We start from the raw sequence: 23245 nt of genomic DNA, 5'->3' as shown, positions 1-23245 counted from the left end.
GCTCTATAACCGGCGCACGGCGTTAGTGCGGAGTTTTTCGATGATAGCCGCAGTCATATTACGAGTTATTATTGTTGTTTCCGGATTGAATATTTTTTATGCCGCCGAGATTATTTATTTTTTCGGGAATCGATCACGGCAAATGTATATGTTTGATATTCGATTTTCAAATATGAATATAAATTTCTTTTGCTTATATTTTTCTTTGATGGCAATTTTCAAAAAAACATCCACTTAAGATATATATTTTTTGAGTGCAGCTATTCAATGTAATTGAAAATCCAATGTTTCGGCAAATTAATTTCACAATGCGTTGTTGGAATGCAACGTTTTTCCTGTCATGGCAAGGGCCTGAAAAATGCCGTTTCAAGGGCTACGTGCGGTGCAGCATAGCTGCTGCTTGCCGCGTTATGCCTGTGGTGCGCGGTCATAATGCACGGACTCAAAGCATTTTTTTCACATATTCTTATTCTGTTTTTCTGCACTGCATCAAAATGGTGCGTCGCCGCACCATTTTGACTAGATCGTTCCATATTTCCCGGTTTATTTAAATTGTTGTTTGTTTGCATCATCTTTCTCCCCTGTGTTGACAGTGAACAATCGCCTATGGTTTTATGTATCGCTTAGGCAAGTAGGTTTTTCCCGTTTGTCTGAGGCCTGCCATATCAGTGGTTGGGGGAGTGTCAAATCATTAAAAACTAAAACCGGAAATAAAAACGTATTAAACATGATTTAGTGCTTAAATTTACCAAGCAACTCTACCAGAGACGCTTAATCTAATAATTAGGAAACCACATGTTGAGAAAAACTGTTTTAGTACGTGCCCTGGCGCTGGCCTTCAGTGCCGGCGCCATGTCCACGATGGTCGTAGCGCCTGTCATGGCACAGTCGAATGCATCCGGTACGATTTACGGTACGGTTGAGGCGCCTGCCGGCACGACCGTGTCGCTGCAAAATCTGGATACGGGACTGAAGCGTACCGTTGCGGTAGAGGCCGGTGGTCGCTACACGGTCACGGCATTGCCTATCGGTCGCTACAAAGTTGAGTTGATTCGCGACGGCAAGGTGATCGAATCGAAGGAAACGGATGTTGTGATTGGCCAGGGTGTGGATGCATCCTTCGGTTCCAAAGTACAGGCCGTGCAAGTGACTGGCCGCCGTAACCGTATCGATGTCTCGAATACCAACAATGGCGCGATCTTCACCGCGAAGGAACTGGATAAGTTGCCAGTTGCCACGAACTTGAGTTCGATCATTTTGCTGGCGCCGAACACCACGCGTGCTGATTCCGCTTATGGCGGCACGAGTATCGGCGGCGGCGGCGCGTCGGAAAATGCGTTCTATGTCAACGGTTTCCCCGTCACCAATCCGTTGACTCAGCTCGGCTCGTCGGAATTGCCGTTTGGTGCGATTGCTCAAGCGCAAGTGCTGACCGGCGGTTTCGGTGCCGAATTCGGCCGCTCCATCGGTGGCGTGCTCAACGTCACGACCAAGAGCGGTACCAATAATTGGGAATTTGGCGCAACAGCGGCCATTACGCCAAACTCGATGCGTTCGGATTCCAAGAATATCAACTATCCAAACACGGGCGAGAATCCGGATACGGATGGCAAGCTGCATTTCCGTCGTGACACCAGCCAGAGCACGCAGAACTACTACGGCGCGTACGTGGGTGGCCCGATCGTGGAAGATAAACTGTTCATGTTTGTCGCCGTGGATCAAACCGCGACCAAGACCGGCATCGCCAACAGCACCGCCAGCACCACCCTGGCGCGCGATGGCTGGGCCGACCGCCGTGTCGAGCAAACCCGCTACCTGGCCAAATTTGACTGGAATATCACCGATAACCATCGCCTGGAATGGACTTCGATCGGCGATACCACCAAAGACCGCCAGCGTGCGTATGGTTTGAACACCGACACGTTCAAGTCGACCGGCGTCAAGTACTCGGAACAGAACGACAAGAACGGCGGCGGTAACGGTGCCGAGTCGAATGCGCTGAAGTACACGGGCCAACTCACCGACGATCTGGTCTTCACGACCTTGTATGGTATCTCCAAGGCACCGCGCAGCACCACGTACGAAGACTATGACGTGAACGGCATCTTGCGTTCGGTCACTTCCACGGTGGCTGGTCGTGTACCGGAGCTGGACGCGCAGAATCTGTACCGCAGCTACCAAAAATACTCGGGTGCGACCGGCAACATCACCAAGCCTGGTAGCGATAAGGTGAAATCCTTCCGTGCCGACTTGGAATACAAGCTGGGTAGCCATACCCTGCGTGTCGGTGTCGATCACAACGAAATCGATTCCGTTAACGCTGGCCAGTTCCGTGCTGGTGGCGGTTCGTGGAGCTATCGTACTGTAGGTGCGGCTAATGCCAATAAACCGGTCAACCTGTCGGGCGGTCGTCCTGGCGTGGTCGGTGATTTCGGTGGTTACGGCACGCGCGGTTTCTACGCACGCCTGTCGGACTTCTCCAGCGTGACGGATGCTTCGGCAACCCAATCGGCGCAATACCTGGAAGATCGTTATCAAGTAACCAAGAATTTGCTGATCACGGCTGGTTTGCGTAATGAGCAATACACCAACAAAAACGGCGACGGCGAGAAGTTCATCGATGTGAAAAACCAGATCGCTCCGCGTCTGGCCGCATCGTGGGACGTCTTTGGTGACGCTTCGATGAAGGTATTTGGTAGCGCCGGTCGTTATCACCTGCAATTGCCTACCCAGGTAGCTGCACGTGCCGCCAGCCGTTCGACCTTGATTACGCAAGACTTTACCTATACCGGTATCGACGCTCAAGGCCAGCCTACGGGCCTGGTTGCTATCAATACCCCGATCTCGCCAGACAATGAATACGGCCAACGCAAGGATGTGCGCAGTGTTGTTGTCAAAGATCTCAAGCCTAACTACCAGGATGAAATCACGCTGGGCTTTGAAAAGGCCTACAACCCTAGCCTGAACTTCGGCGCCAAGGCGACCTACCGTAAACTGGGCGCCGGTATCGATGATAGCTGCGATACCCGTCCGCTGCGCGCGTATGCCGCCAAAAACGGTATTCCTGTTACCGCTACGGATATTCCTTGCTTCATCTTCAATCCGGGCGAAGATGCAACGGTATGGCTGAACGGTTCCGATGGCAGTGGCCGTTACGTGCACCTGTCCAAAGAAGAACTGGGCTTCCCGAAAGTGAAACGTACGTACGCTGCTCTGGACGTGTTTGCCGAACATCCATTCCGCAATGGCTGGTATGGCAAGATCAACTACACGTGGTCGCGTAGCTACGGCAACATGGAAGGTCAAACCCGTTCCGATACCGGTCAAACCGACGTTGGTACCTCGGCTGGTTGGGACTTCCCCGAGTTCACTCCGGATTCGATGGGCTTGCTGCCGAACGATCGCCGTCATCAGTTGAAAGCATTCGGCTACTACGAGTTCACTAACGAGTGGTCGGTTGGCGCCAATCTGTTGATCCAATCGGGTCGTCCGAAAACTTGCTTGGGCACCAACCCGGTTGCCGATGCTGGCGAAGACAATCCATTCGGCGGTCCTGGCTACGGCGCAGAGTACTACTTCTGCGGCGGCAAACCGACCCCACGTGGCAGCCTTGGCCGTATGCCATACGAGAAACGCCTGGACATGAACGTGGCCTACAAGCCATCGATACTGAAAGGTGTCGAGTTCAAAGTTGACGTGTTCAACGTGACCAACTCGCAAACGGCAACGGCTCGTCAAGAAACCTACGATGATGGCAGCGGTACCGGCATTCTGGCTAACTACGACGAATACCGTACCCTGCAAGCAGCACGCACGGTCAAATTGTCGGTCGAGTACAACCACAAGTTCTGATGCAACCCGACAGCTTGAGTTGACCTTTTGGTTGGCTTGACTGTTCAGCCAGCGTCCTGCGCAAGCGGTTCGATGGCAAAATAAAACACCCCGCAAAGTGGCGACACTTGCGGGGTGTTTTTTTGCATGCGCTTTGTGCCGCCGCCTGCCATGGGGGCCGGGCTGACGAGGTACGGAGATGCTGCGTCAATGAGGCAGAGAGGCAAATGCTTGCCGCAGCCAGAAAAACGCAGGTACGGCTTGTTTCTACATCCCGCCCCACAATGCCGCCAAGGTGGCCAGCGCCGTCAGACCCGCCGTTTCCGTGCGCAGGATGCGCGGGCCCATGCTCAAGCCGATGGCGCCGGCGGCCAGGGCCGCCTTTTCTTCCGCTTCCGAAAATCCGCCTTCCGGTCCCACCATCACGGTGATGGCCTGCGGCGGCTGGTGGCGGGCCCAGTCGGCCAGCGACTGCTCCGCGCGCGGCGTCAGGATGATGCGTTTGTGTAAGTCTTGCTGGCGGCTCCAGCTATTAAAATCTTGCAATGGCGCCAGCTGCGCCAGGCGGTTGCGCCCGCTTTGTTCCGAAGCGGAAACGATAATGCCTTGCCAATGCGCGAGTTTTTTCTCGGCCCGCTCGGCGGACAAGCGCACGACGCAGCGCTGCGCCGACAGCGGCACGATGCCCGCCGCGCCCAGTTCGATGGCTTTTTCGATGATCCAGTCCATTTTGGACGCTTCCGGCAGCGCCTGCGCCAGGGTCACGGCGTAGGGCAGCTCCGCTTCGCGCGCTACGTGCGTCTGGATGTCAGCCGTCACGCTGCGCTTGGCAATCGCCACCAGGCTCGCCTGCACTTCGCCGCCTTCGCCATTGAACAGGGTGATGACGTCGCCCGGCGCCAGGCGCACGACCTGGATATGGTGGGCGACAGCCTCCGGCAGGGCGATGGTGGTGCCGGCAACGAGCGGCTGGGGGCAGAAAAAACGCGGCATGCAAATCCTCAACGGGGGTATATGTGGGGTGGAAAGACGTCAAAGTATAGCCATTTGGCTGGCCAGTACGCCGCAATTCTAATTTGCGGCCCCCTAGTCTGGTAAAATAGTTGACTACATAAAGCAGCCGGCCTGGGTTCTTTCTTGTCCGTGCTGTTGCAAACGAATCCCAAACTCGCGACTGACCCACACCATCATGACAACTACGCTCCCGACTACCAAAATGGCCAATGCGATCCGCGCACTGGCAATGGACGCTGTACAAAAGGCCAACTCCGGCCATCCAGGCATGCCGATGGGCATGGCCGAGATCGCAGTTGCCCTGTGGAGTGGTCACTACCGCCACAATCCCGCGAATCCAAAATGGCAGAACCGCGACCGTTTCCTGTTGTCGAACGGCCACGGCTCGATGTTGCACTACGCGCTGCTGCACCTGACCGGTTACGAGCTGTCGATGGAAGACATCAAGGCCTTCCGCCAGATGCATTCGAAAACCCCGGGCCACCCGGAAGTCGATATCACGCCAGGCATTGAAACGACTACCGGCCCGCTGGGCCAGGGCATCGCCAACGCCGTCGGCATGGCCCTGTCGGAGCAATTGCTGGCTGCTGAATTCAACAAGCCTGGCTACGACATCGTCAACCACTACACCTACGCCTTCGTCGGCGATGGTTGCCTGATGGAAGGTATTTCGCACGAAGTGTGCGCGCTGGCCGGCACCCTGGGCCTGAACAAACTCATCGCCCTGTACGATGACAATGGCATTTCCATCGACGGCAAAGTCGAAGGCTGGTTCACGGACGACACCCCGGCGCGCTTCGAAGCGTACGGCTGGAACGTCATCCGCGCCGTCGACGGGCACGATGTTGCCGCCGTGGCTGCCGCCATCGCCGCCGCCAAGACCGCATCGAAGCCTACCCTGATCTGCTGCAAGACCATCATCGGCAAAGGTTCGCCTAACCTGCAGGGCGGCGACAAGGTCCACGGCGCCGCGCTGGGCGACAAGGAAATCGCCGCCGTGCGCGAATACATCGGCTGGGATGCCGCGCCATTCGAGATGCCGGCCGACGTGTACGCCGCCTGGGATGCGAAAGAGCAGGGCGCCCTGCTGGAAAAAGACTGGAACGAGCGTTTCGCCGCCTACGGCAAGGAATTCCCGCAGCAAGCCGCTGAATTGTCGCGCCGCATGCAGGGCGACTTGCCGCAGGCATTCGAAGCGGCCCTGAGCGCCGCCATCGCTTCCTGCGTCGAGAAGAAAGAAAACATCGCCACCCGCAAGGCCAGCCAGAACGCCATCCAGGCACTGGCTTCGTCCCTGCCGGAATTTTTGGGCGGCTCGGCCGACCTGACCGGTTCGAACCTGACCAACTGGAAAGAGTGCGTGGCCGTGCGTTCGGGCCAGCCTGGCAACCACATCAACTACGGCGTGCGCGAATTCGGCATGAGCGCCATCATGAACGGCATCACCTTGCACGGCGGCTACATCCCGTTCGGCGCCACGTTCCTGACGTTCTCCGACTACAGCCGCAATGCGCTGCGCATGGCTGCCCTGATGAAACTGCGTTCGATCTTTGTGTTCACCCACGACTCGATCGGTCTGGGCGAAGACGGTCCGACGCACCAATCGGTCGAGCACGTCTCGTCGATGCGTTTGATCCCGAACCTGGACAACTGGCGTCCATGCGACACCGTCGAGTCGGCCGCTGCCTGGGGCGCCGCCGTGCGCCGCAAGGATGGCCCGTCGACCCTGATCTTCTCGCGCCAGAACCTGCCATATCAAGAACGTAGCGCCGAACAGATCGAGAACATCTACCGCGGCGGCTATGTGCTGAACGACGTGGCGGACGCCAAGGCGATCCTGATCGCCACCGGTTCCGAAGTGGAACTGGCCGTCGCCGCCGCCAGCGCGCTGGCTGCCGAAGGCATCGCCGTGCGCGTGGTGTCGATGCCGTCGACCGACGTGTATGACCGCCAGGACGCCGCCTACAAGGCCAGCGTGCTGACGAAAGGCGTGCCGCGCGTGGCCATCGAAGCGGGCGTGACCAGCTTCTGGTACAAATATGTGGGCCTGGAAGGCGCCGTGGTCGGTATCGACACGTTTGGCGAATCGGCTCCGGCTGGCGTGCTGTTCAAGCACTTCGGCTTCACGGTCGACAACGTCGTCGCCAAGGTGAAAGCCGTTATCGCCGGCTAATATTGATTTCTAACGGCCCTGGCGATGTGCTCGCCGGGGCCGTGCATGTACCTTCTTTTTTAATCAGGAGCAGAGTATGACGATCAAAGTTGCAATCAATGGCTACGGCCGCATCGGCCGTAATGTATTGCGCGCTTTCTACGAAGGCGGCAAGAAACAGGATATCCAGATCGTTGCCATCAACGACCTGGGCGATGCCAAATCGAACGCCCACCTGACCCGCTACGACACCGCGCACGGCAAGTTCCCAGGCACGGTCACCGTCGAAGGCGACAACATGATCGTCAATGGCGATCCGATCCGCGTATTCGCACAGCGCAACCCGGCTGAAATCCCATGGGGCGAGCTGGGCGTGGACGTCGTGCTGGAATGCACGGGCTTCTTCACCACCAAAGAGAAAGCTTCGGCTCACTTGAAGGGCGGCGCGAAAAAAGTCATCATCTCGGCACCAGGCGGCAAGGACGTCGATGCGACCGTCGTGTTCGGCGTGAACCACTCCGTGCTGAAATCGACCGACACCGTCATCTCGAACGCGTCGTGCACCACCAACTGCCTGGCACCGCTGGTCAAGCCATTGAACGACGCCATCGGCATCGAAACGGGCCTGATGACCACCGTGCACGCCTACACCAACGACCAGGTGCTGTCCGACGTGATGCATGAAGACCTGCGCCGCGCCCGTTCGGCCACCATGAGCATGATCCCGACCAAGACGGGCGCCGCTGCCGCCGTGGGCCTGGTGCTGCCTGAGCTGAATGGCAAACTGGACGGTTTCGCCATCCGCGTGCCGACCATCAACGTGTCGCTGGTCGACCTGTCGTTCATCGCCAAGCGCGACACCACCGTGGAAGAAGTCAACGCCCTGATGAAAGCCGCGTCGGAAGGCGCCCTGGAAGGCATCCTGACGTACCAGACCGAACCACTGGTCTCGATCGACTTCAACCACAACCCGGCTTCGTCGAACTTCGATTCGACCCTGACCAAAGTGTCGGGCCGCCTGGTGAAAGTATCGTCGTGGTACGACAACGAGTGGGGTTTCTCGAACCGCATGCTCGACACCACCGTCGCACTGATGTCGGCCAAGTAATTTTTTGACCGCATAAGAAAAACGCCCAGGTAGTTGCCTGGGCGTTTTTTCATTTATGGCTGTGCGAATAGAAACGGCGCCGGTAAAAACGCCACAGCAGGCGCAAGTCGCGCAGCACGGGCACGCCCGACAGCAGGGTCAGTACACCGGCGAGCAGGATGGTGGCGGCGGGAAAGCCGATGTGCTTGAAGGCCAGGGCGCCGCTGACGCCGCCGATGAAGAAGCAGGCGATCAGCAGGCTGTGCGTTCTCAGCTTGCCGCGGTTCACCTTGACCATCCGGTCCGGCAGGTGGCGCCGGTTGTAATACGCCATCTTGCCCAGTTCGATGCCGATGTCGGTCGACAGGCCCGTCACGTGCGTGGTGCGGATGACGGCGCCCGAAATCTTGGTGATGATGGCGTTCTGCAAGCCCATCACAAAGCACAGCAGCAAGATGGTGACGGGGCCCAGCACGTCGGGCATGGTGGCCAGGTAATTGCCCGTCAAGCCGAACAGCAGCAGCAAGGCCGCTTCCAGCAGCAGGCTGGCGGCAAACTGGCTGTGCAGCCGGCGCCGCTTGCCCCAGTTCACCATGATGGCCGTGACTGCCGCGCCGCTGACAAAGGCCAGCCAGGCGCCCAGCGCGGCCAGGGCCACGGTGATATTGCCCAGCGCCAGGTCGTCCGCCATGCCGGAGACGATGCCCGTCATGTGCGAGGTATAGCCGCCGATGGCAAGAAAGCCGCCCGCATTCACGGCGCCGGCCACCAGCGCCAGCACGCAGCCCAGCTGCAGATTGGCTTGCGTATCGCGCGCCGATCCGCTCAGCCGGGACAGGTAATGGAGTGGCATGCCCGGGCCGGCCTCAGGCAACGGCGCCGAAGATGGCTTGCCACAGGCGCATCACATTATCCGCATGCACGCGCACGCGCTCCGGTTCCACGCGGGCCAGGTCCTGGCCCTGCAGGCGCAACTGGTGCTGCAGCTTGCGCAGCGCGCGGTAGGCGTCGGCGACGAGGGCGGCCAGCTGGGCGTCGATCAGCCCCAGTTCGCCGCACAGGCGCAGCAGGGCGATATTGCCCGAGTTGGCCGTCAGCTGCGGGTACTGCGCCGCATGCTGGAGCACCAGGTATTGCACCATGAATTCGATGTCGATCATGCCGCCCGGATCCTGCTTCAAATCAAAGCTGCCCGGGCGGGGCGGATGTGCGTCCAGCATCTTTTTGCGCATGGCCACCACTTCGCCCTTGAGCGGGCCGTTTTCCGGCCGCTCCTTGCGCAGGATGGTGTCGCGGATGCGCTCGAAATGCTTGCCGATGGTGGTATCTCCGGCGCAAAAGCGCGCGCGCGTGAGCGCCTGGTGTTCCCACACCCAGGCTGCGCTGCCCTGGTAGCGCTCGAACGCCTGCACGCTGGAGACCAGCATGCCCGAGGCGCCGTCGGGGCGCAGGGCGATGTCGATGTCGAACAAAATGCCGGCCGAGGTGTGCGAGGTCATCCAGGTAATGAAGCGTTGCGCCAGCTTGGCGTACAGGCCGGGCGCTTCCTGGTCGTCGTCATCGAAGAGGAAAATGACGTCGAGATCCGAGACATAACCCAGTTCCTTGCCGCCCAGCTTGCCGTACGCGATGACGGCGAATTTCGGCACGTCGCGATGGCGCGTGGGCAAGGTTTGCCAGACGGCTTGCACGGTGGCGGCGACGATGATGTCGGCCAGCTGCGACAGGTAGTCGGCCAGCTTTTCCACGCTCAGGTCACCCGCCAGGTCTTGCGCCAGGCACTGGAACAGCTGCGCATGGTGCATTTCGCGCAGGATATCCATCTGCCGCTCCGTGTCGCCGGGCGCGTCGTCGAGCTGGCGCTGCAGGTCGAGCGCCAGCGCGGCCGGGTCGGGCACTGTATTGCGGATGCGCTCGTCCAGCAGTTCATCGAGCAAAATCGGGTGCTGCGTGAGGAAGGTGGCGGCCCAGCCGCTGGCGCACACCATGCGCACGACGCGCTCGAGCGTATGCGGGTATTCCGTCAGCAGCGACAGATAGGCCGAGCGGCGCGCGATCGCTTCCAGGAAATCGAGCAGCCGGCCCAAGGTGGCCAGCTGGCTGGCGTTACCGTTGGACACGGAGCAATCGGTGATCAGGGGCAGGGCGGAATTGACGAGGGCCACCAGGCGCGTGCGGCTCGCCTCGGGCAAGGACTGCAAACGGGGCGCCTGCCACGTGGCCAGCAGGCGGCGCGCGCAGGCGGCCGGCTCATGGAAACCCAGGGCGGCAAAGCGCGCTTCGATGGCTTCCTGCTGGTCCGAGGCGGCGCAGTCGTTCGACGTCTGCGGGTCGATGCCCGTGTCGGCCGGCGGCGTGCCGCTGCTCTTGTCGCTGAACATTTCGTCGAATTGCCCGGCGACAAATACGCGGTGCGCTTCCAGCTGGGCCAGCAAGGTGGCCGTGTCAGGCAAGCCCATCATCTGCGCCACGGTCAGGCGGTCGGCGTCATTCGCGGGCAGGGTGTGGGTTTGCGCATCGTCAAGATACTGCAGCCGATGTTCGAGGTTGCGCAGGAAAGTGTAGGAGCCGAGCAGTTGTTCCACGATGGCCGGTTCCAGCAAACCCTTGTCGGCCACCGTGCGCAGGGTGGCGCGCGTGGAGCGCTCGCGCAGTTCGGCGTCGCGCCCGCCGCGTATCAACTGAAACACTTGCGCGAGGAATTCGATTTCGCGGATGCCGCCACGGCCCAGCTTGACGTTGTTGCTGCGGTCCGGGTGCAAGCGCTCCTGGCGGTTGACCTCGGCGCGGATCTGGCCGTGCATGGTGCGGATGGCGTCGATGACGCCGAAATCGAGGTAGCGGCGAAAGACGAACGGGCGCACGATGGCGTCGAGCGAGGCAATGTCTTCCGGCTTGCCCGTCACGGCGCGCGCCTTGACCCAGGCGTAGCGTTCCCATTCGCGGCCTTGCACGATCAGGTATTGCTCCACCATGCTGAGGCTAGCGGCCAGCGGCCCCGAGTTGCCGTTCGGACGCAGTGCCATATCCACGCGGAAAGTAAAACCATCCTGTGTGATCTCGGCCAGGGCGGCGATCAGTTTCTTGCCCATGCGAATGAAAAACTCGTGGTTGGACAGGCTGCGCTGACCCGGTACGGTGACGTGCGTGTCGCCGTCTTCCGGGTAGACAAAGATCAGGTCGATGTCCGACGATACATTCAGTTCGCCGCCGCCCTGCTTGCCCATCGCCAACACCATCAAGGCCTGTTCCTCGCCCGATTCCTCGCCGACAGGCATGCCGTGCAGGGCCACCATCTCGGCCATGATGGCGTCCACATGCGTGCGGATGGCGAAATCGGCAAAGCCCGTCATGGCCGTGACGACTTCGTGCAAGTCTGCCTGGCCGCCAAGATCGCGCGCGATCAGGCCGCAGACGAGCAGGTTGCGCAGGCGGCGCATGGCCCGCTCGGGCGGCAGCGGCGGCGTGGCGGCGTTCGCCTGGGCGGCCAGCTCGGCGGCAAAGTCGAGCTTGTCCAGCGGCGCGCGCACCAGTTGCGCTACCTGCGCGGCGCGCTCGGGGGCGGCGTCCAGCCAGCGCTGGTAGAAACGGGAGGCGGAAATCAAAGGCTGTGTACTCATGGTATCGGTAACTGTCTCGTGGATGCGGCGTGCATGTTCTTGTTTAACTTGGCTGCGAATGGCGGGGGATGCGGTAAAATTGTGCCGCTGGCAGCATACCGCCGGCAGTACGTGCTCTTCCGGACGATGGTAAGGGAGGCTTTGCTCAGACGCAAGCGCGGGGATGTGGGTGCGTACCACGAATGCAGACGATTTTTGCCATTATTTGACGCCGGGCCAGTTTATTAGCTTATTGATGCAAAAACCGCCAGAAGCAAGCGTGACAGAACATGTGCCATTGGCCCTGCGCTGGCAGCGGCTGCGTGCCGCCTATCGCATGGCCAATCTGGCTACCCATCATGTGTTGGGTTTTACCATCAAACTGGTGCTGCTGGCGTATTTCGCCTTCGCCGTGCTATTCCTGTTCCTGCGCTACGCCATCTTGCCGAATATCGATTATTACAAAGGCGATATCGAGCGGGCGGCCAGCCGCGCGCTGGGCAACCCTGTCAGCATTGCGCGTATTTATGCCTCGTGGCATGGCGTGCGGCCGAATCTTTTCCTCGGCGACGTGACCCTGCGCGACCAGGCGGGGCGCCAGGCGCTAAGCCTGCCGAGCATTTCGGCCACCGTGTCGTGGTGGAGCGTGCTCGGTTCCGTGCGTTTTACAACCCTGGAAATCACGCGGCCCGACCTGGACGTGCGGCGCAGCAAGGATGGCAAGCTGTACGTGGCCGGGGTGTTGATCGACAGCACGCAAGGCAGCGATGGCAAGGGCGCCGACTGGCTGCTGTCGCAGCATGACATCATCATTCGCGACGGCAAGGTGCGCTGGACGGATGAAGCGCGCGGCACCCCCGAGCTGGCTTTATCGCAGGTCAACGTGCTGCTGCGCAACCGCTGGCGCAGCCACCGCCTGGGCTTGCAAGCCACGCCACCGGCCAGCCTGGCCGCGCCCATCGATGTGCGCGCTCACTTCACGCACCCGCCTTTCAGTACGCGCATCTCCGACGTGTCGATGTGGAAAGGCGAGCTGTACGCCGACCTGAAAAATGCCGACCTGGCCGCCTGGCGCCGCTACCTCGATTACCCGTTCGAACTGAGCCAGGGCAAGGGCGCCCTGCGCGCCTGGTTGAGCCTGGATCACGCGCGCCTGGCCGGCTTCACGGCCGACGTCGGCTTGACGGATGTGACGGCGCAGTTGGGCGAGCATATCGCGCCGCTCGACCTGTTGTCCGTCAGCGGACGCATTTCGGCAAAAGAAGAACTGTCGGCGCAGGTGCCCGACGGCAAGCCGACGTTTGGCGCGTATGGGCACCAGGTCGAGTTGACGAATTTCGCGGTGGAAACCCGAGATGGCCTCAGCCTGCCGCCCACGACCCTGTCCGAACGCTTTGTTGCCGCCACCAAACGCAAGCCGGCGCGCACGGAAATCACGGCCAAGTCGCTCGATCTGCACACCCTGGCCGCGCTGGCCGACAAGCTGCCGCTGGGCGAACAGCAGCGTCAGCGCCTCGACGCCCTGGCGCCGCGCGGGCGTTTGCAGGATTTCTCGGCGCAATGGGAAGGCGAGATGGCGACGCCGGCCAGCTACCGTTTGCGCGGCAAGCTCATCGATCTTGGGCTGAATGCGCAGCCGGCGCGCCTGGCTGTGGCGAAGACGGCGACCAGCCCCGCGCAGGCGGCTGCACCGGCTATCCCCGGTTTCGATCATTTGACTGGCAGTCTCGACGCCAGTGACAAGGGCGGCAAGATCGATATCGATGCACAGGGACTGGTATTGCAACTGGCCTCCTATTTGAGTGAGCCCGCTTTGCCGTTCGAACAATTCGAAATGGAGGCACGCTGGGCTTTCCAAGCAGACAATATGCTGCAAGTCGACCTGGACAGGCTTGATTTAAATCAACAAGGCATGCGAGTCGCCTTGCATGGCTCGCAGCGTTTGCCGCTCGATGGCAAGAATCTGGGCCAGGTCGACTTAACGGGCAGCATCGACAATTTCCAGATCAACACCATCGGCCGCTACCTGCCCCTGCAAACGCCCGAGCACCTGCGCCACTGGCTGACGGGGGCGCTGGAAGGCGGCGTGGCGAGCGATGTCAGCCTGCGCCTGCGCGGTGAACTCGAGCATTTCCCCTTCAAGGGCGATACGCCGGCCCAGCGCAATCGCGGCGACTTCCGCGTGGCTGGCAAGATCGAGAATGGCACCCTGAACTATGCGCCCGGTGAGTTTGCGGAAAGCGGTCCGCTGGCCGGCAAGGCGCCCTTGTGGCCGCAGGCGGAAAAGATCAAGGGCAGTTTCGTGTTTGAACGGGCGCGCATGGAAATTCGCGGCGACACGGCCACCACGGGCGGCGTGGCCCTGACGAATGTCAAAGCCGTGATCCCCGACCTGACCGTCTTCGACACCTTGCTCGATATTGAAGGCAACGCAGCTGGCCCGATGCAGGAATTCCTCAAGTACGTGACGGCCAGCCCCGTGCTGGGCTGGATCGAGCATTTCACGGATGAAACGACGGCGACGGGCAACGCCAAATTGGCGCTCAAATTGCACTTGCCGACAGAGCGCATGCTCGAGTCGACCGTGCAGGGCAGCTTGCAACTGGCGGGCAACGACGTGGTGCTGTTCCACGACATGCCGCCCGTGCTGGGCACGCAGGGCAAGATCGAATTCACTGAAAAGGGCGTCAACCTGAATGGCTTGAACGGCAGCCTGTTGGGCGGGCCGCTGGCCATTTCGGGCGGCACGCAGGCGGACGATACCATCCAGGTCAAGATTGCCGGCAACATGACCATCGATGGCTTGCGCAAGACGTATCCGGCGCCCGTGCTGCAGCGCCTGGCAAAACACTTGAGTGGCGGCGCCCGTTACAGCGGCCTGATCACGGCGCGCGATCATCAGGTGGTGGTCAATGTCGAGTCGCCGCTGACGGGCCTGGGCCTGGATTTCCCCGCCCCCCTGAAAAAACCGGCCGGCGACAGCCTGCCCGTGAAATTTACCCTGATGGGCAATGCGGCCAATGGCGCGGGTCTGCGCACGGACGATATCCGCATCGCGCTGGGATCCGGCATCGCCGCGCGCTACCAGCGCCAGAAGCAGGGCAAGGACGCCTGGCGCCTGGTGCGCGGCGGCATCGGCGTGAATGTGCCAGCGCCGGAACCGGACAGCGGCATGATGTTCAACGTCAATATGAAAACCCTGGACGTGGACAGCTGGATCGCCGCCGGCAGCGAGATCGCCGGCAGCGCCACGGCGCCCGCCGACAGCGGCGCCGCCGACGATGCGCCCGATATCGCCCAATATGTGGTGCCGGACATGATGGCGGCCCGTGCCAGCGAATTGATGCTGGGCGAGCGCAAGCTGGAAAACGTGGTGGTGGGCGCCACGCACCAGAAGGATGTGTGGCAAGCCAATATTGATGCGAAACAAGTGTCGGGCTATGTGACCTGGCTGGAAACGCCGTCGGGCCTGGGCAAGATGACGGCGCGCCTGTCGTCCCTGATCATTCCGGAGTCGGCCGCCAACGACGTGAAGAATTTGCTGGAGGGAAAGAGCGGCGCCCAGTCGATTCCTTCGCTCGATATCGTCGCCGAGCAATTCGAGCTGTTCAACAAGAAGATCGGCCGGCTGGAGTTGCAAGCCTATAACACCATGGCGGCGGGCGGGCGCGAGTGGCGCGTGGGCAAGCTGCAATTATCGAATCCCGATGGCGCCCTGAGCGGCAATGGCAAATGGGTCATCAAGGATGGGCAAAGCACGACCAGCCTGCGCTTTGGCCTCGATATCGTCGACGCGGGCAAGTTGCTTGACCGCTTCGGCTTTGCCGACACGGTGCGCCGCGGCAAGGGCCGCCTGAGCGGCGACATCGCCTGGAACGGCTTGCCGTATTCGCTCGATATCCCCACCTTGTCGGGGCAGATCGAGATGAACGTGGAGTCGGGCCAGTTCCTCAAGCAGGATCCGGGCGCGGCCAAGCTGTTGGGCGTGCTCAGCCTGCAAGCCTTGCCCCGCTTGCTGAAACTCGATTTTCACGACGTGTTTTCCGAAGGCCTGGCCTTCGACGGCATCACGGCCAATGCCAGCATCAAACGCGGTGTCGTGACCACCGACAACCTCAAGATGCATGGCGTGGCGGCCACCGTGCTGATGGATGGCACGGCCGACATCGCCAATGAAACGACGAATCTGCACGTGGTGGTGATCCCGGAATTTAACCTGGGCACGGGGCCGCTCGTGTATGCGCTGGCCGTCAACCCCGTCATCGGCCTGGGTAGTTTCCTCGCGCAATTGTTCCTGCGCGCACCCGTGATGAAGGCGCTTACCTACCACATGCAGATCGCCGGCCCGTGGAAATCGCCCGTCGTGACCAAGCTCGATGGTGGTAAATTGGATCCTGTCGCCGTGCCTGCCGCCGCAGCCGTGGAGGCCGTGGCGAAATAGGCGAGGCGTTCGAATGGAGAAAAGGTGGCAATGATGCATACAGTCGCAGCAGTACAAATGATTTCCTCGCCATCCGTGGACGACAACCTGGCCACGGCGCGGCGCCTGGTGGCGCAGGCCGCCGCCGCTGGCGCGCAACTGGTGGTGCTGCCCGAATACTGGGCCATCATGGGCAAGCAGGAAACGGACAAGCTGGCCCATGCGGAACAGCCTGGCAGCGGACCCATCCAGGATGGCATGGCGCAGATGGCGCGCCAGCACGGCATCTGGCTGATCGGCGGCACCTTGCCACTGATTTCCGGCGAGGAGGGCAAGGTCCTCAATACCACGCTGGTGTACGACCCGCAAGGCGCGCCGGCCGGCCGCTACGACAAGATCCACCTGTTCGGTTTTACGCGCGGCACCGAGTCGTACAATGAATCGCGCACCATCGTGCCGGGCGCGCAGGTGCGCTCGATCGAGACGCCGTTCGGCCGGGTCGGCCTGTCCATCTGCTATGACCTGCGCTTTCCCGAGCTGTACCGCGCCATGGGCGATTGCGCGCTGATCGTCGTGCCGGCCGCGTTTACCCATACGACGGGCAGCGCCCACTGGGAAGTGCTGCTGCGCGCGCGCGCCATCGAAAATCAGTGCTATGTGCTGGCCTCGGCGCAGGGCGGGCTGCATCCGAACGGCCGCCGCACCTGGGGCCACAGCATGCTGATCGACCCGTGGGGCGAAGTGAAGGCCGTGTTGCCCGAAGGCGAGGGCGTGGTCAGCGGTGAGATCGACCTGCTGTTTTTGGCCGGCGTGCGCGAGTCGCTGCCAGCCCTGGCGCACCGCACTATGTGAGGGTACCTGACATAAGCTACTGCGCGTCGCGCTTTGCGGCCTGCGATGCTCACCGTGCTCAAGCACGGCTGCGCTTCTCGGCCACAAATCACTGCCGCTCGCTACGCTTCTGTCAGGTACTGAGAATGAGTTGAATATAATTAGCGAGTGCAAAGTTATGAAGCCATTTGAACCCAATCTGTCGAGCTTGGCCGTGGCGCGCGATATCCTGCTCACGCCGTTTGGCCTCGATGAAGACAAGCTGCTCAAAGCCCTGGGCACGATGTTTACGCACAAGGTCGACTATGCCGACCTGTATTTCCAGTCGACCAAGAGCGAAGGCTGGAGCCTGGAAGAGGGCATCGTCAAGACGGGCAGTTTTTCCATCGACCAAGGCGTGGGCGTGCGTGCCGTGTCCGGCGACAAGACGGCGTTTGCGTATTCCGACGACATTTCCGAGCGTGCCCTGCTGGAAGCGGCGGCGGCCACGCGCACGATTGCGCGCGCCGGCGCCGGAAAAATCAAGATCGCGGGCCAGATGCTTGCGCAGGGTGGACGTTCCTTGTACCTGCCCAACGATCCGCTCGCCTCGCTGGATGCCACGGCCAAGGTGCAATTGCTGGAGCGCGTGGAAAAGATGGCGCGGGCGAAAGATCCCCGGGTGGTGCAAGTGATGGCGGGCCTGGCCGGCGAATACGACGTGGTGCTGGTGCTGCGCAGCGACGGCGTGCTGGCGGCCGACATCCGCCCTCTCGTGCGCGTCTCGCTGACCGTGATCGCGGAACAGAATGGCCGCCGCGAAACGGGCTCGGCCGGTGGCGGCGGACGTTTCAGCTATGACTATTTCAGTGATGCCGTGCTGGAACAATACGCGACGGACGCCGTCAATTCGGCCCTCGTGAACCTGGACGCGCGCCCGGCGCCCGCCGGCCCCATGACCATCGTGCTGGGTCCTGGCTGGCCCGGCATCCTGCTGCACGAAGCGATCGGCCATGGCCTGGAAGGCGATTTCAACCGCAAGGGCTCGTCCGCGTTTTCCGGGTGCATCGGCGAGCGCGTGGCCGCCAAGGGCGTCACCGTGGTCGACGACGGCACCCTGGCCGGCCGCCGAGGCTCGCTGAATATCGATGACGAGGGCAACCCCACGCAGTGCACGACCCTGATCGAGGATGGCATCCTGAAGGGTTACATCCAGGACACCATGAATGCGCGCCTGATGAAAATGCCCGTGACGGGCAATGCGCGCCGCGAATCGTTTGCCCACCTGCCGATGCCGCGCATGACGAACACGTACATGCTCGGTGGCGACAAGGACCCGGGCGAGATCCTCGCCTCCGTCAAAAACGGTTTGTATGCCGTCAACTTCGGCGGCGGCCAGGTCGACATCACGAATGGCAAGTTCGTCTTTTCGGCCAGCGAAGCGTACATGATTGAAAACGGCAAGCTCAGCTACCCGGTGAAGGGCGCGACCCTGATCGGCAACGGCCCGGACGTACTCAACCGCGTCTCCATGATCGGCAACGACATGCGCCTGGACTCGGGCGTGGGCGTGTGCGGCAAGGAGGGGCAAAGCGTGCCCGTGGGGGTGGGGCAGCCAACCCTGCGCCTCGATGGCATCACGGTTGGCGGGACTGCCTGATTTTTTTGGGCACTGCGCAGCCAACGCGATTGTCGGATTACGCCCTCCGGGCTAATCCGACCTACTTTTTTCTGACATGGCGTTTGCGTAGTTGTCGGATTACGCGTGGCTGCGCCCCGCTAATCCGACCTACATTTTTGGCATGCTGCTCGCGTAGGTCGGGTTAGCGCAAAGCGCGTAACCCGACACCACCGCTATTTCTCAGAACTTGTACTTCACCCCCGCGCTGACAAACCGTCCTGCCGCGCCCGCATAGTCGAGCGGGTTGTAGCCCGTGGCGCCATAGGTCAGCGGATCGAGCGGGGCGATCTTGTCGAACAGGTTTTGCACCGTCGCAAACACTTCCAGCTTGGGCGTGGCCAGCCAGCGGGCAGTCAGGTCCACCGTCGTGAACGAGGCGATGCGGCAACCGTGTGGGGCATCCGTGCCGTCGGCGAAATGCGTGGCGCAGCCGTCCGGGTCATTCTTGAACCGCACGTTGTCGAGCGGTGCACGGTAATTGACGTTGGCCGTGACGCGCCAGTTCTGGCGTTCCCAGGTGGCGCCCAGGTTGATGCGGTCGTCCGGCGTGCCCATGCAGTTGGACACGTCGCAATTACCATGCGTGCCGGCAAAATCGCGCTGCGTGCCGTCCTGCTCCGTGCGCAGCCATTTGTACAGATGCGTCCATTTCACATCGAACACCAGGCTGCCATAGTCGCTGCCCAGGCTGAAGCGCTGGCGCGCGTCGATATCGATGCCGCGCACCGTCGTTTGCGCCGAATTCACATAGTTGGCCAGCACGGCCGTGATGGCGCCCGGATCGCCGGGAATGCCGGTGGCCGTCGTGGGGTCGCGCGCCACGTTGCCGGCGGCAATGGCCGCATCCGTTTGCTCCTGGTTGATTTCATTCTTGCGGCGGATTTGCCACAGGTCGACGGAAATGCTGGTACGCGGCAGCGGGTCCCAGATGGCGCCCACGGAATAGCTGCGCGAACGCTCGGGCGACAGGTTCGGATTGGGCGAGGTGATGACGGCGATTGCCGCTGGATCGCACGCCACTTCCACACCCAGCGCGCAGCGCAGCGGATCGCTGGCGGTGGAGAATGCTGCAAGGCCGCCGACGCCGTTTTCTGCCGCGCTGGGAGCGCGGAAACCCTTGGCGAAGGTACCGCGCAGGGCCAGTTCGCGCACGGGTGTCCATTTCACGCCCACTTTCGGCGTGTAGGAATTGCCCACGTCGGTGAAATGGTCGGCGCGCAGGGCGCCCGACAGTTCCACGGTCTTCAGCACGGGCGCCAGCACCTCGGCATAGATGGCCGAGGCATTGCGGCTGCCTTTGTAGGCGGAATAGCCGAGGCCGATGATATTGCCCCGTTCCGTGCCCGTGGTGGGCTTGAGTTCCGTCGATTCGTGGCGGAATTCCGCGCCCACGGCCACGCCCAGGCTGCCGCCGTCGAGCTTGCCCAATTCGCGGCTGGCCTTGAAATCGATCTGCGCGATATGCGTCTTGGCGTCATTCGAGATGCGCGGCGACAGGGCCGCATACAGCTCGCGCGAATTGAGGCCCGCGTTTTCCGCGATGCGCCACAGGCTGCCGGCTGGCAGGGCCGCATACGCGGGGTTCAGGCTGGCCGCCGCCACATTGGCGGCAGTCGGGTTGAGCAGGGCGAAGGCCACGTCGCGCTGCAGGTAGCCGTCCAGGTCGTTTGACACCTTGTTCTGCGAGTACAGCAGGGCGCTGTCGATATCCCAGCCCGCCACGCTGCCCTTGATGCCGGCGACAAAACGCGTGAAGGTGGAGTTGACTTCCGACAGGCGCGGCCCCACGTCGGCCGCCAGGTAGCGCAGCCGCGCCGCCGTGCCGAAATACGGGTTGTCCGGATGGGCCGCGCCCAGCGACACGCCCGCATTGCTGACAGGGCCGCCCGGGTAGCCGACCGAGCCGCTGACCGTCGAGGGCGTGGTGGCCGAGTTCGACTTGCTGTGATACAGGTTCAATTCGGCATACGTTTGCAGCGCTGGCGTCAATTGCCAGGCGGCGCGGCCGAAGAAATTGATGTTCTTTTGCCTGGGCTGGATCTGGCCGTATTGTTGGGCGGCATCGGTCAGGCAACCGCCGCCCGGATCACCTTGCGGATGCGTGGTGAAGTTGCCGCAGGCGGCGCCGGGGAAGGTGCGCGTAAAATCCGCGCCGGCCAGGTTGCCGCGGTTGTAGTAGTCGAGCGTGTCGGGATTGCGCACATTGCCGTTGACGGCGCTGCCGGCCGCATTGTTGGTGGTGATGGCGCCCGCGCCGCTCAGCGACTCCTGCGCGCTGAAGCCCAGGTCGCGCAAGTCGCTGCGCCCGATGGCGCCGCGCCCGGCCCGGTTGCGGTTCCAGATGGCGGCCTTTTCGCTGTATTCGAGGTTCAGCAGCACGTTGTAGCGGTCGCTGTCGATGTCGCCGAAGCCGTGCGTGATGGCGGCGCGCGCATCGCGCCCGTCCCACTCCTTCGTCTTGCCGTAGTTGCCCTTGATGGCCGTGCCCTGATAGTCGCGCCGCAGGATCACGTTGACGACGCCGGCGATGGCGTCGGAGCCATAGATGGCCGAGGCGCCATCCTTGAGGATTTCCACCCGTTCCACCGCTTCCAGGGGGATGATGTTCAGGTCGGCAAATACTTTCTGGCCATCATCGGCCAGGCCATACGGCGCGACGCGGCGGCCATTCAGCAGCACCAGGGTCGAGGCCGTGCCGAGACCGCGCAGCGACACGCCGGAAGCGCCGGCGGCAAAGCCGTTGCCGAAGGTGGTGGGGACGGAACCCTGGTTGTCGACGGCCAGGGTCTGCAGCAGCTCGGCCACGCTGGACTTGCCCGACTTTTCAATGTCGGCTGCGTTCAGGGTTTGTACGGCAGAAGCCGTTTCTGCTTGCGCGCGGCGGATGTTCGAGCCGGTGATTTCCACGCGGGCAATCGGCGCGGCGTCCTGTGCCAGGACGGGTAGACTCAGCAGCGCACTGGCCAGTGCCAGGCCCAGTCTGGGTGGTGAAAAGGCAGCGGACTGTAGGGATGATGTAGGGATCATGCGGTTCTCCGGAAAGGTCAGGCGGTCAAAGGTCATCGATACGTCCTTGAGTTTTGTCCGTGCGACGACGCCGGGACTAGATCTAGATCAAGTAGTGCCCCGCTTGTCGTCGATAGAATGGCCGGCGTGGCGTGGTTGCCACGACGAGCACAGCGGTAGGGGTGAACAGGCGGGTATCGGCAGCGCGCAACTTTTTATGCTTTTTTGCGTGTTGTGCAGTGTAAACGGCGGCGGCATGCGGCTTTGCCGACAAATATGCTTGCCAACCGTTGCAATTTAGGTTTATAGTCGTTCATCACTTACGGATGACTCGCATGTTCGCTCGCCACTTTTTTACCGCTTATTTTTACTTTAGCAATTCCAACCCAAAGGCGGTGGAGTAGCGGTCGGTTCACGTAGCAGCAACACGAGATCCCAGCAAATTCTAAAAAACCGCCACTGATGGCGGTTTTTTTTTACCCAGATGTTTTACCCTTCCTTAAATTTTGGAGAAAATGATGCCCCGCACCGATGATTTGCGTATTCGCGAAATGAAGGAATTGACTCCGCCGTCCCACCTGATCCGCGAATTCGCCTGCTCGGAGCAAGCCGAACAGACCGCCGCCAGCGCCCGCATTGCCCTGCACCGTATCTTGCATGGCCAGGACGACCGCCTGATGGTGGTCATCGGCCCTTGCTCCATCCACGACACCAAGGCGGCGATGGAATATGCGCGCCTGCTCGTCAAGGAGCGCGCGCGTTTCGCTGGCGAACTGGAAATCGTCATGCGCGTCTACTTCGAGAAGCCGCGCACCACGGTGGGCTGGAAGGGCCTGATCAACGACCCGTACATGGACAACAGCTTCCGCATCAACGACGGCTTGCGCATGGCGCGTGAGCTGTTGCGCGATATCAATGAGCTGGGCTTGCCGGCCGGCACCGAATTCCTCGACGTCATCAGCCCGCAATACATCGCCGACCTGATCAGCTGGGGCGCCATCGGCGCACGCACGACGGAGTCGCAGGTGCACCGCGAGCTGGCGTCGGGATTGTCGTGTCCCGTCGGCTTCAAGAATGGCACGGACGGCAATGTGAAAATCGCTGTGGAAGCCATCAAGGCCGCCTCGCAGCCGCACCATTTTCTCTCCGTCACGAAGGGCGGCCACTCGGCCATCGTCTCGACCAATGGCAACGAGGATTGCCACATCATCTTGCGCGGCGGAAAAACCCCGAACTATGACGCGGCCAGCGTGGACGAGGCGTGCAAGGCCATCGGGGCGCAAGGTCTGGCGGCGCGCCTGATGATCGACGCCTCGCATGCGAACAGCTCGAAAAAACCGGAAAACCAGATCCCCGTGTGCGCCGACATCGCCAGCCAGGTGGCCGGCGGCGATGGCCGCATCGTCGGCGTGATGGTGGAATCGCATCTGGTGGCGGGGCGTCAGGATCTGATCCCGGGCAAGGAATTGATCTATGGCCAGTCCGTCACGGACGGCTGCATCGACTGGAGCGCCAGCGTGGCCGTGCTGGAAAACCTGGCGGCGGCAGTCAAGCAGCGCCGCTTGCAGGGCGACGCGGAATAAAGTGACGTGGCGCGCAGCATGAAAAAAAGCCCGGAAAGCTAAGCTTTCCGGGCTTTTCAGTT

The 23245-nt window shown here is 61.5% G+C and carries 12 protein-coding genes; 7 read left to right on the top strand and 5 right to left on the bottom strand.

Going from position 1 to position 23245, the window contains the following annotated elements; all coding sequences use genetic code 11:
- Nucleotides 1-338 precede the first annotated feature (338 nt).
- Complete coding sequence (locus HWE17_RS11880) at nucleotides 339-572, bottom strand: hypothetical protein (protein WP_176388874.1); 234 nt, start codon at nucleotides 570-572, stop codon at nucleotides 339-341.
- A gap of 223 nt (nucleotides 573-795) precedes the next feature.
- Between HWE17_RS11880 and HWE17_RS11875 the strand changes: the two genes are divergently transcribed.
- Nucleotides 796-3852 (top strand): TonB-dependent receptor plug domain-containing protein, encoded by a 3057-nt coding sequence (locus tag HWE17_RS11875; protein ID WP_035825154.1) that lies wholly within the window; start codon nucleotides 796-798, stop codon nucleotides 3850-3852.
- Between the two features lie 246 nt (nucleotides 3853-4098).
- Here the strand turns inward: HWE17_RS11875 and HWE17_RS11870 are convergent, their stop codons facing one another.
- The gene (locus tag HWE17_RS11870) at nucleotides 4099-4824 is read right to left on the bottom strand and encodes a 16S rRNA (uracil(1498)-N(3))-methyltransferase (protein ID WP_176388873.1); all 726 of its coding nucleotides are present in this window, start codon (nucleotides 4822-4824) and stop codon (nucleotides 4099-4101) included.
- 196 nt (nucleotides 4825-5020) lie between these two features.
- On the opposite strand from HWE17_RS11870, the gene tkt reads away from it, so the two are divergent.
- A complete protein-coding gene (gene tkt, locus HWE17_RS11865; protein WP_176388872.1) occupies nucleotides 5021-7018 on the top strand; it encodes a transketolase in 1998 nt (665 codons plus the stop codon).
- A gap of 76 nt (nucleotides 7019-7094) precedes the next feature.
- Nucleotides 7095-8105 (top strand): type I glyceraldehyde-3-phosphate dehydrogenase, encoded by a 1011-nt coding sequence (gene gap, locus HWE17_RS11860; RefSeq protein ID WP_010395244.1) that lies wholly within the window; start codon nucleotides 7095-7097, stop codon nucleotides 8103-8105.
- A gap of 49 nt (nucleotides 8106-8154) precedes the next feature.
- Here gap and HWE17_RS11855 read toward each other — a convergent pair whose 3' ends face one another.
- Both HWE17_RS11855 and glnE read right to left on the bottom strand, forming a co-directional pair.
- Nucleotides 8155-8937: a YoaK family protein gene (locus HWE17_RS11855; RefSeq protein WP_176388871.1), complete on the bottom strand. Its 783-nt coding sequence runs from the start codon at nucleotides 8935-8937 to the stop codon at nucleotides 8155-8157.
- A 13-nt stretch (nucleotides 8938-8950) separates the two neighbouring features.
- The gene (gene glnE, locus HWE17_RS11850) at nucleotides 8951-11764 is read right to left on the bottom strand and encodes a bifunctional [glutamate--ammonia ligase]-adenylyl-L-tyrosine phosphorylase/[glutamate--ammonia-ligase] adenylyltransferase (protein WP_081922856.1); all 2814 of its coding nucleotides are present in this window, start codon (nucleotides 11762-11764) and stop codon (nucleotides 8951-8953) included.
- Between the two features lie 199 nt (nucleotides 11765-11963).
- On the opposite strand from glnE, the gene HWE17_RS11845 reads away from it, so the two are divergent.
- From HWE17_RS11845 to tldD, 3 genes are all read left to right on the top strand, one after another.
- A complete protein-coding gene (locus HWE17_RS11845; protein WP_369681725.1) occupies nucleotides 11964-16124 on the top strand; it encodes a YhdP family protein in 4161 nt (1386 codons plus the stop codon).
- A gap of 30 nt (nucleotides 16125-16154) precedes the next feature.
- Nucleotides 16155-16955 (top strand): carbon-nitrogen hydrolase family protein, encoded by an 801-nt coding sequence (locus HWE17_RS11840; protein ID WP_099400774.1) that lies wholly within the window; start codon nucleotides 16155-16157, stop codon nucleotides 16953-16955.
- A gap of 157 nt (nucleotides 16956-17112) precedes the next feature.
- On the top strand, nucleotides 17113-18573 hold the full coding sequence (tldD, locus tag HWE17_RS11835; RefSeq protein WP_035825171.1) for a metalloprotease TldD: 1461 nt from the start codon (nucleotides 17113-17115) through the stop codon (nucleotides 18571-18573).
- A 201-nt stretch (nucleotides 18574-18774) separates the two neighbouring features.
- Here tldD and HWE17_RS11830 read toward each other — a convergent pair whose 3' ends face one another.
- Nucleotides 18775-21657 carry a TonB-dependent receptor gene (locus HWE17_RS11830; RefSeq protein WP_255206216.1) on the bottom strand — a complete coding sequence of 961 codons (2883 nt, stop codon included), beginning with the start codon at nucleotides 21655-21657 and terminating at the stop codon, nucleotides 18775-18777.
- A gap of 461 nt (nucleotides 21658-22118) precedes the next feature.
- On the opposite strand from HWE17_RS11830, the gene aroG reads away from it, so the two are divergent.
- Entirely contained in the window at nucleotides 22119-23183 is a 1065-nt protein-coding gene (aroG, locus tag HWE17_RS11825) for a 3-deoxy-7-phosphoheptulonate synthase AroG (protein ID WP_035828690.1), read from the top strand.
- The last annotated feature ends 62 nt before the right edge of the window (nucleotides 23184-23245 follow it).

Source organism: Janthinobacterium sp. BJB401 (assembly GCF_013372745.1).
GTDB classification, from domain to species: domain Bacteria; phylum Pseudomonadota; class Gammaproteobacteria; order Burkholderiales; family Burkholderiaceae_D; genus Janthinobacterium; species Janthinobacterium rivuli.
The sequence above is the reverse complement of the archived record's forward strand: the minus strand, read 5'-3'. Positions and strand labels throughout refer to the sequence as shown.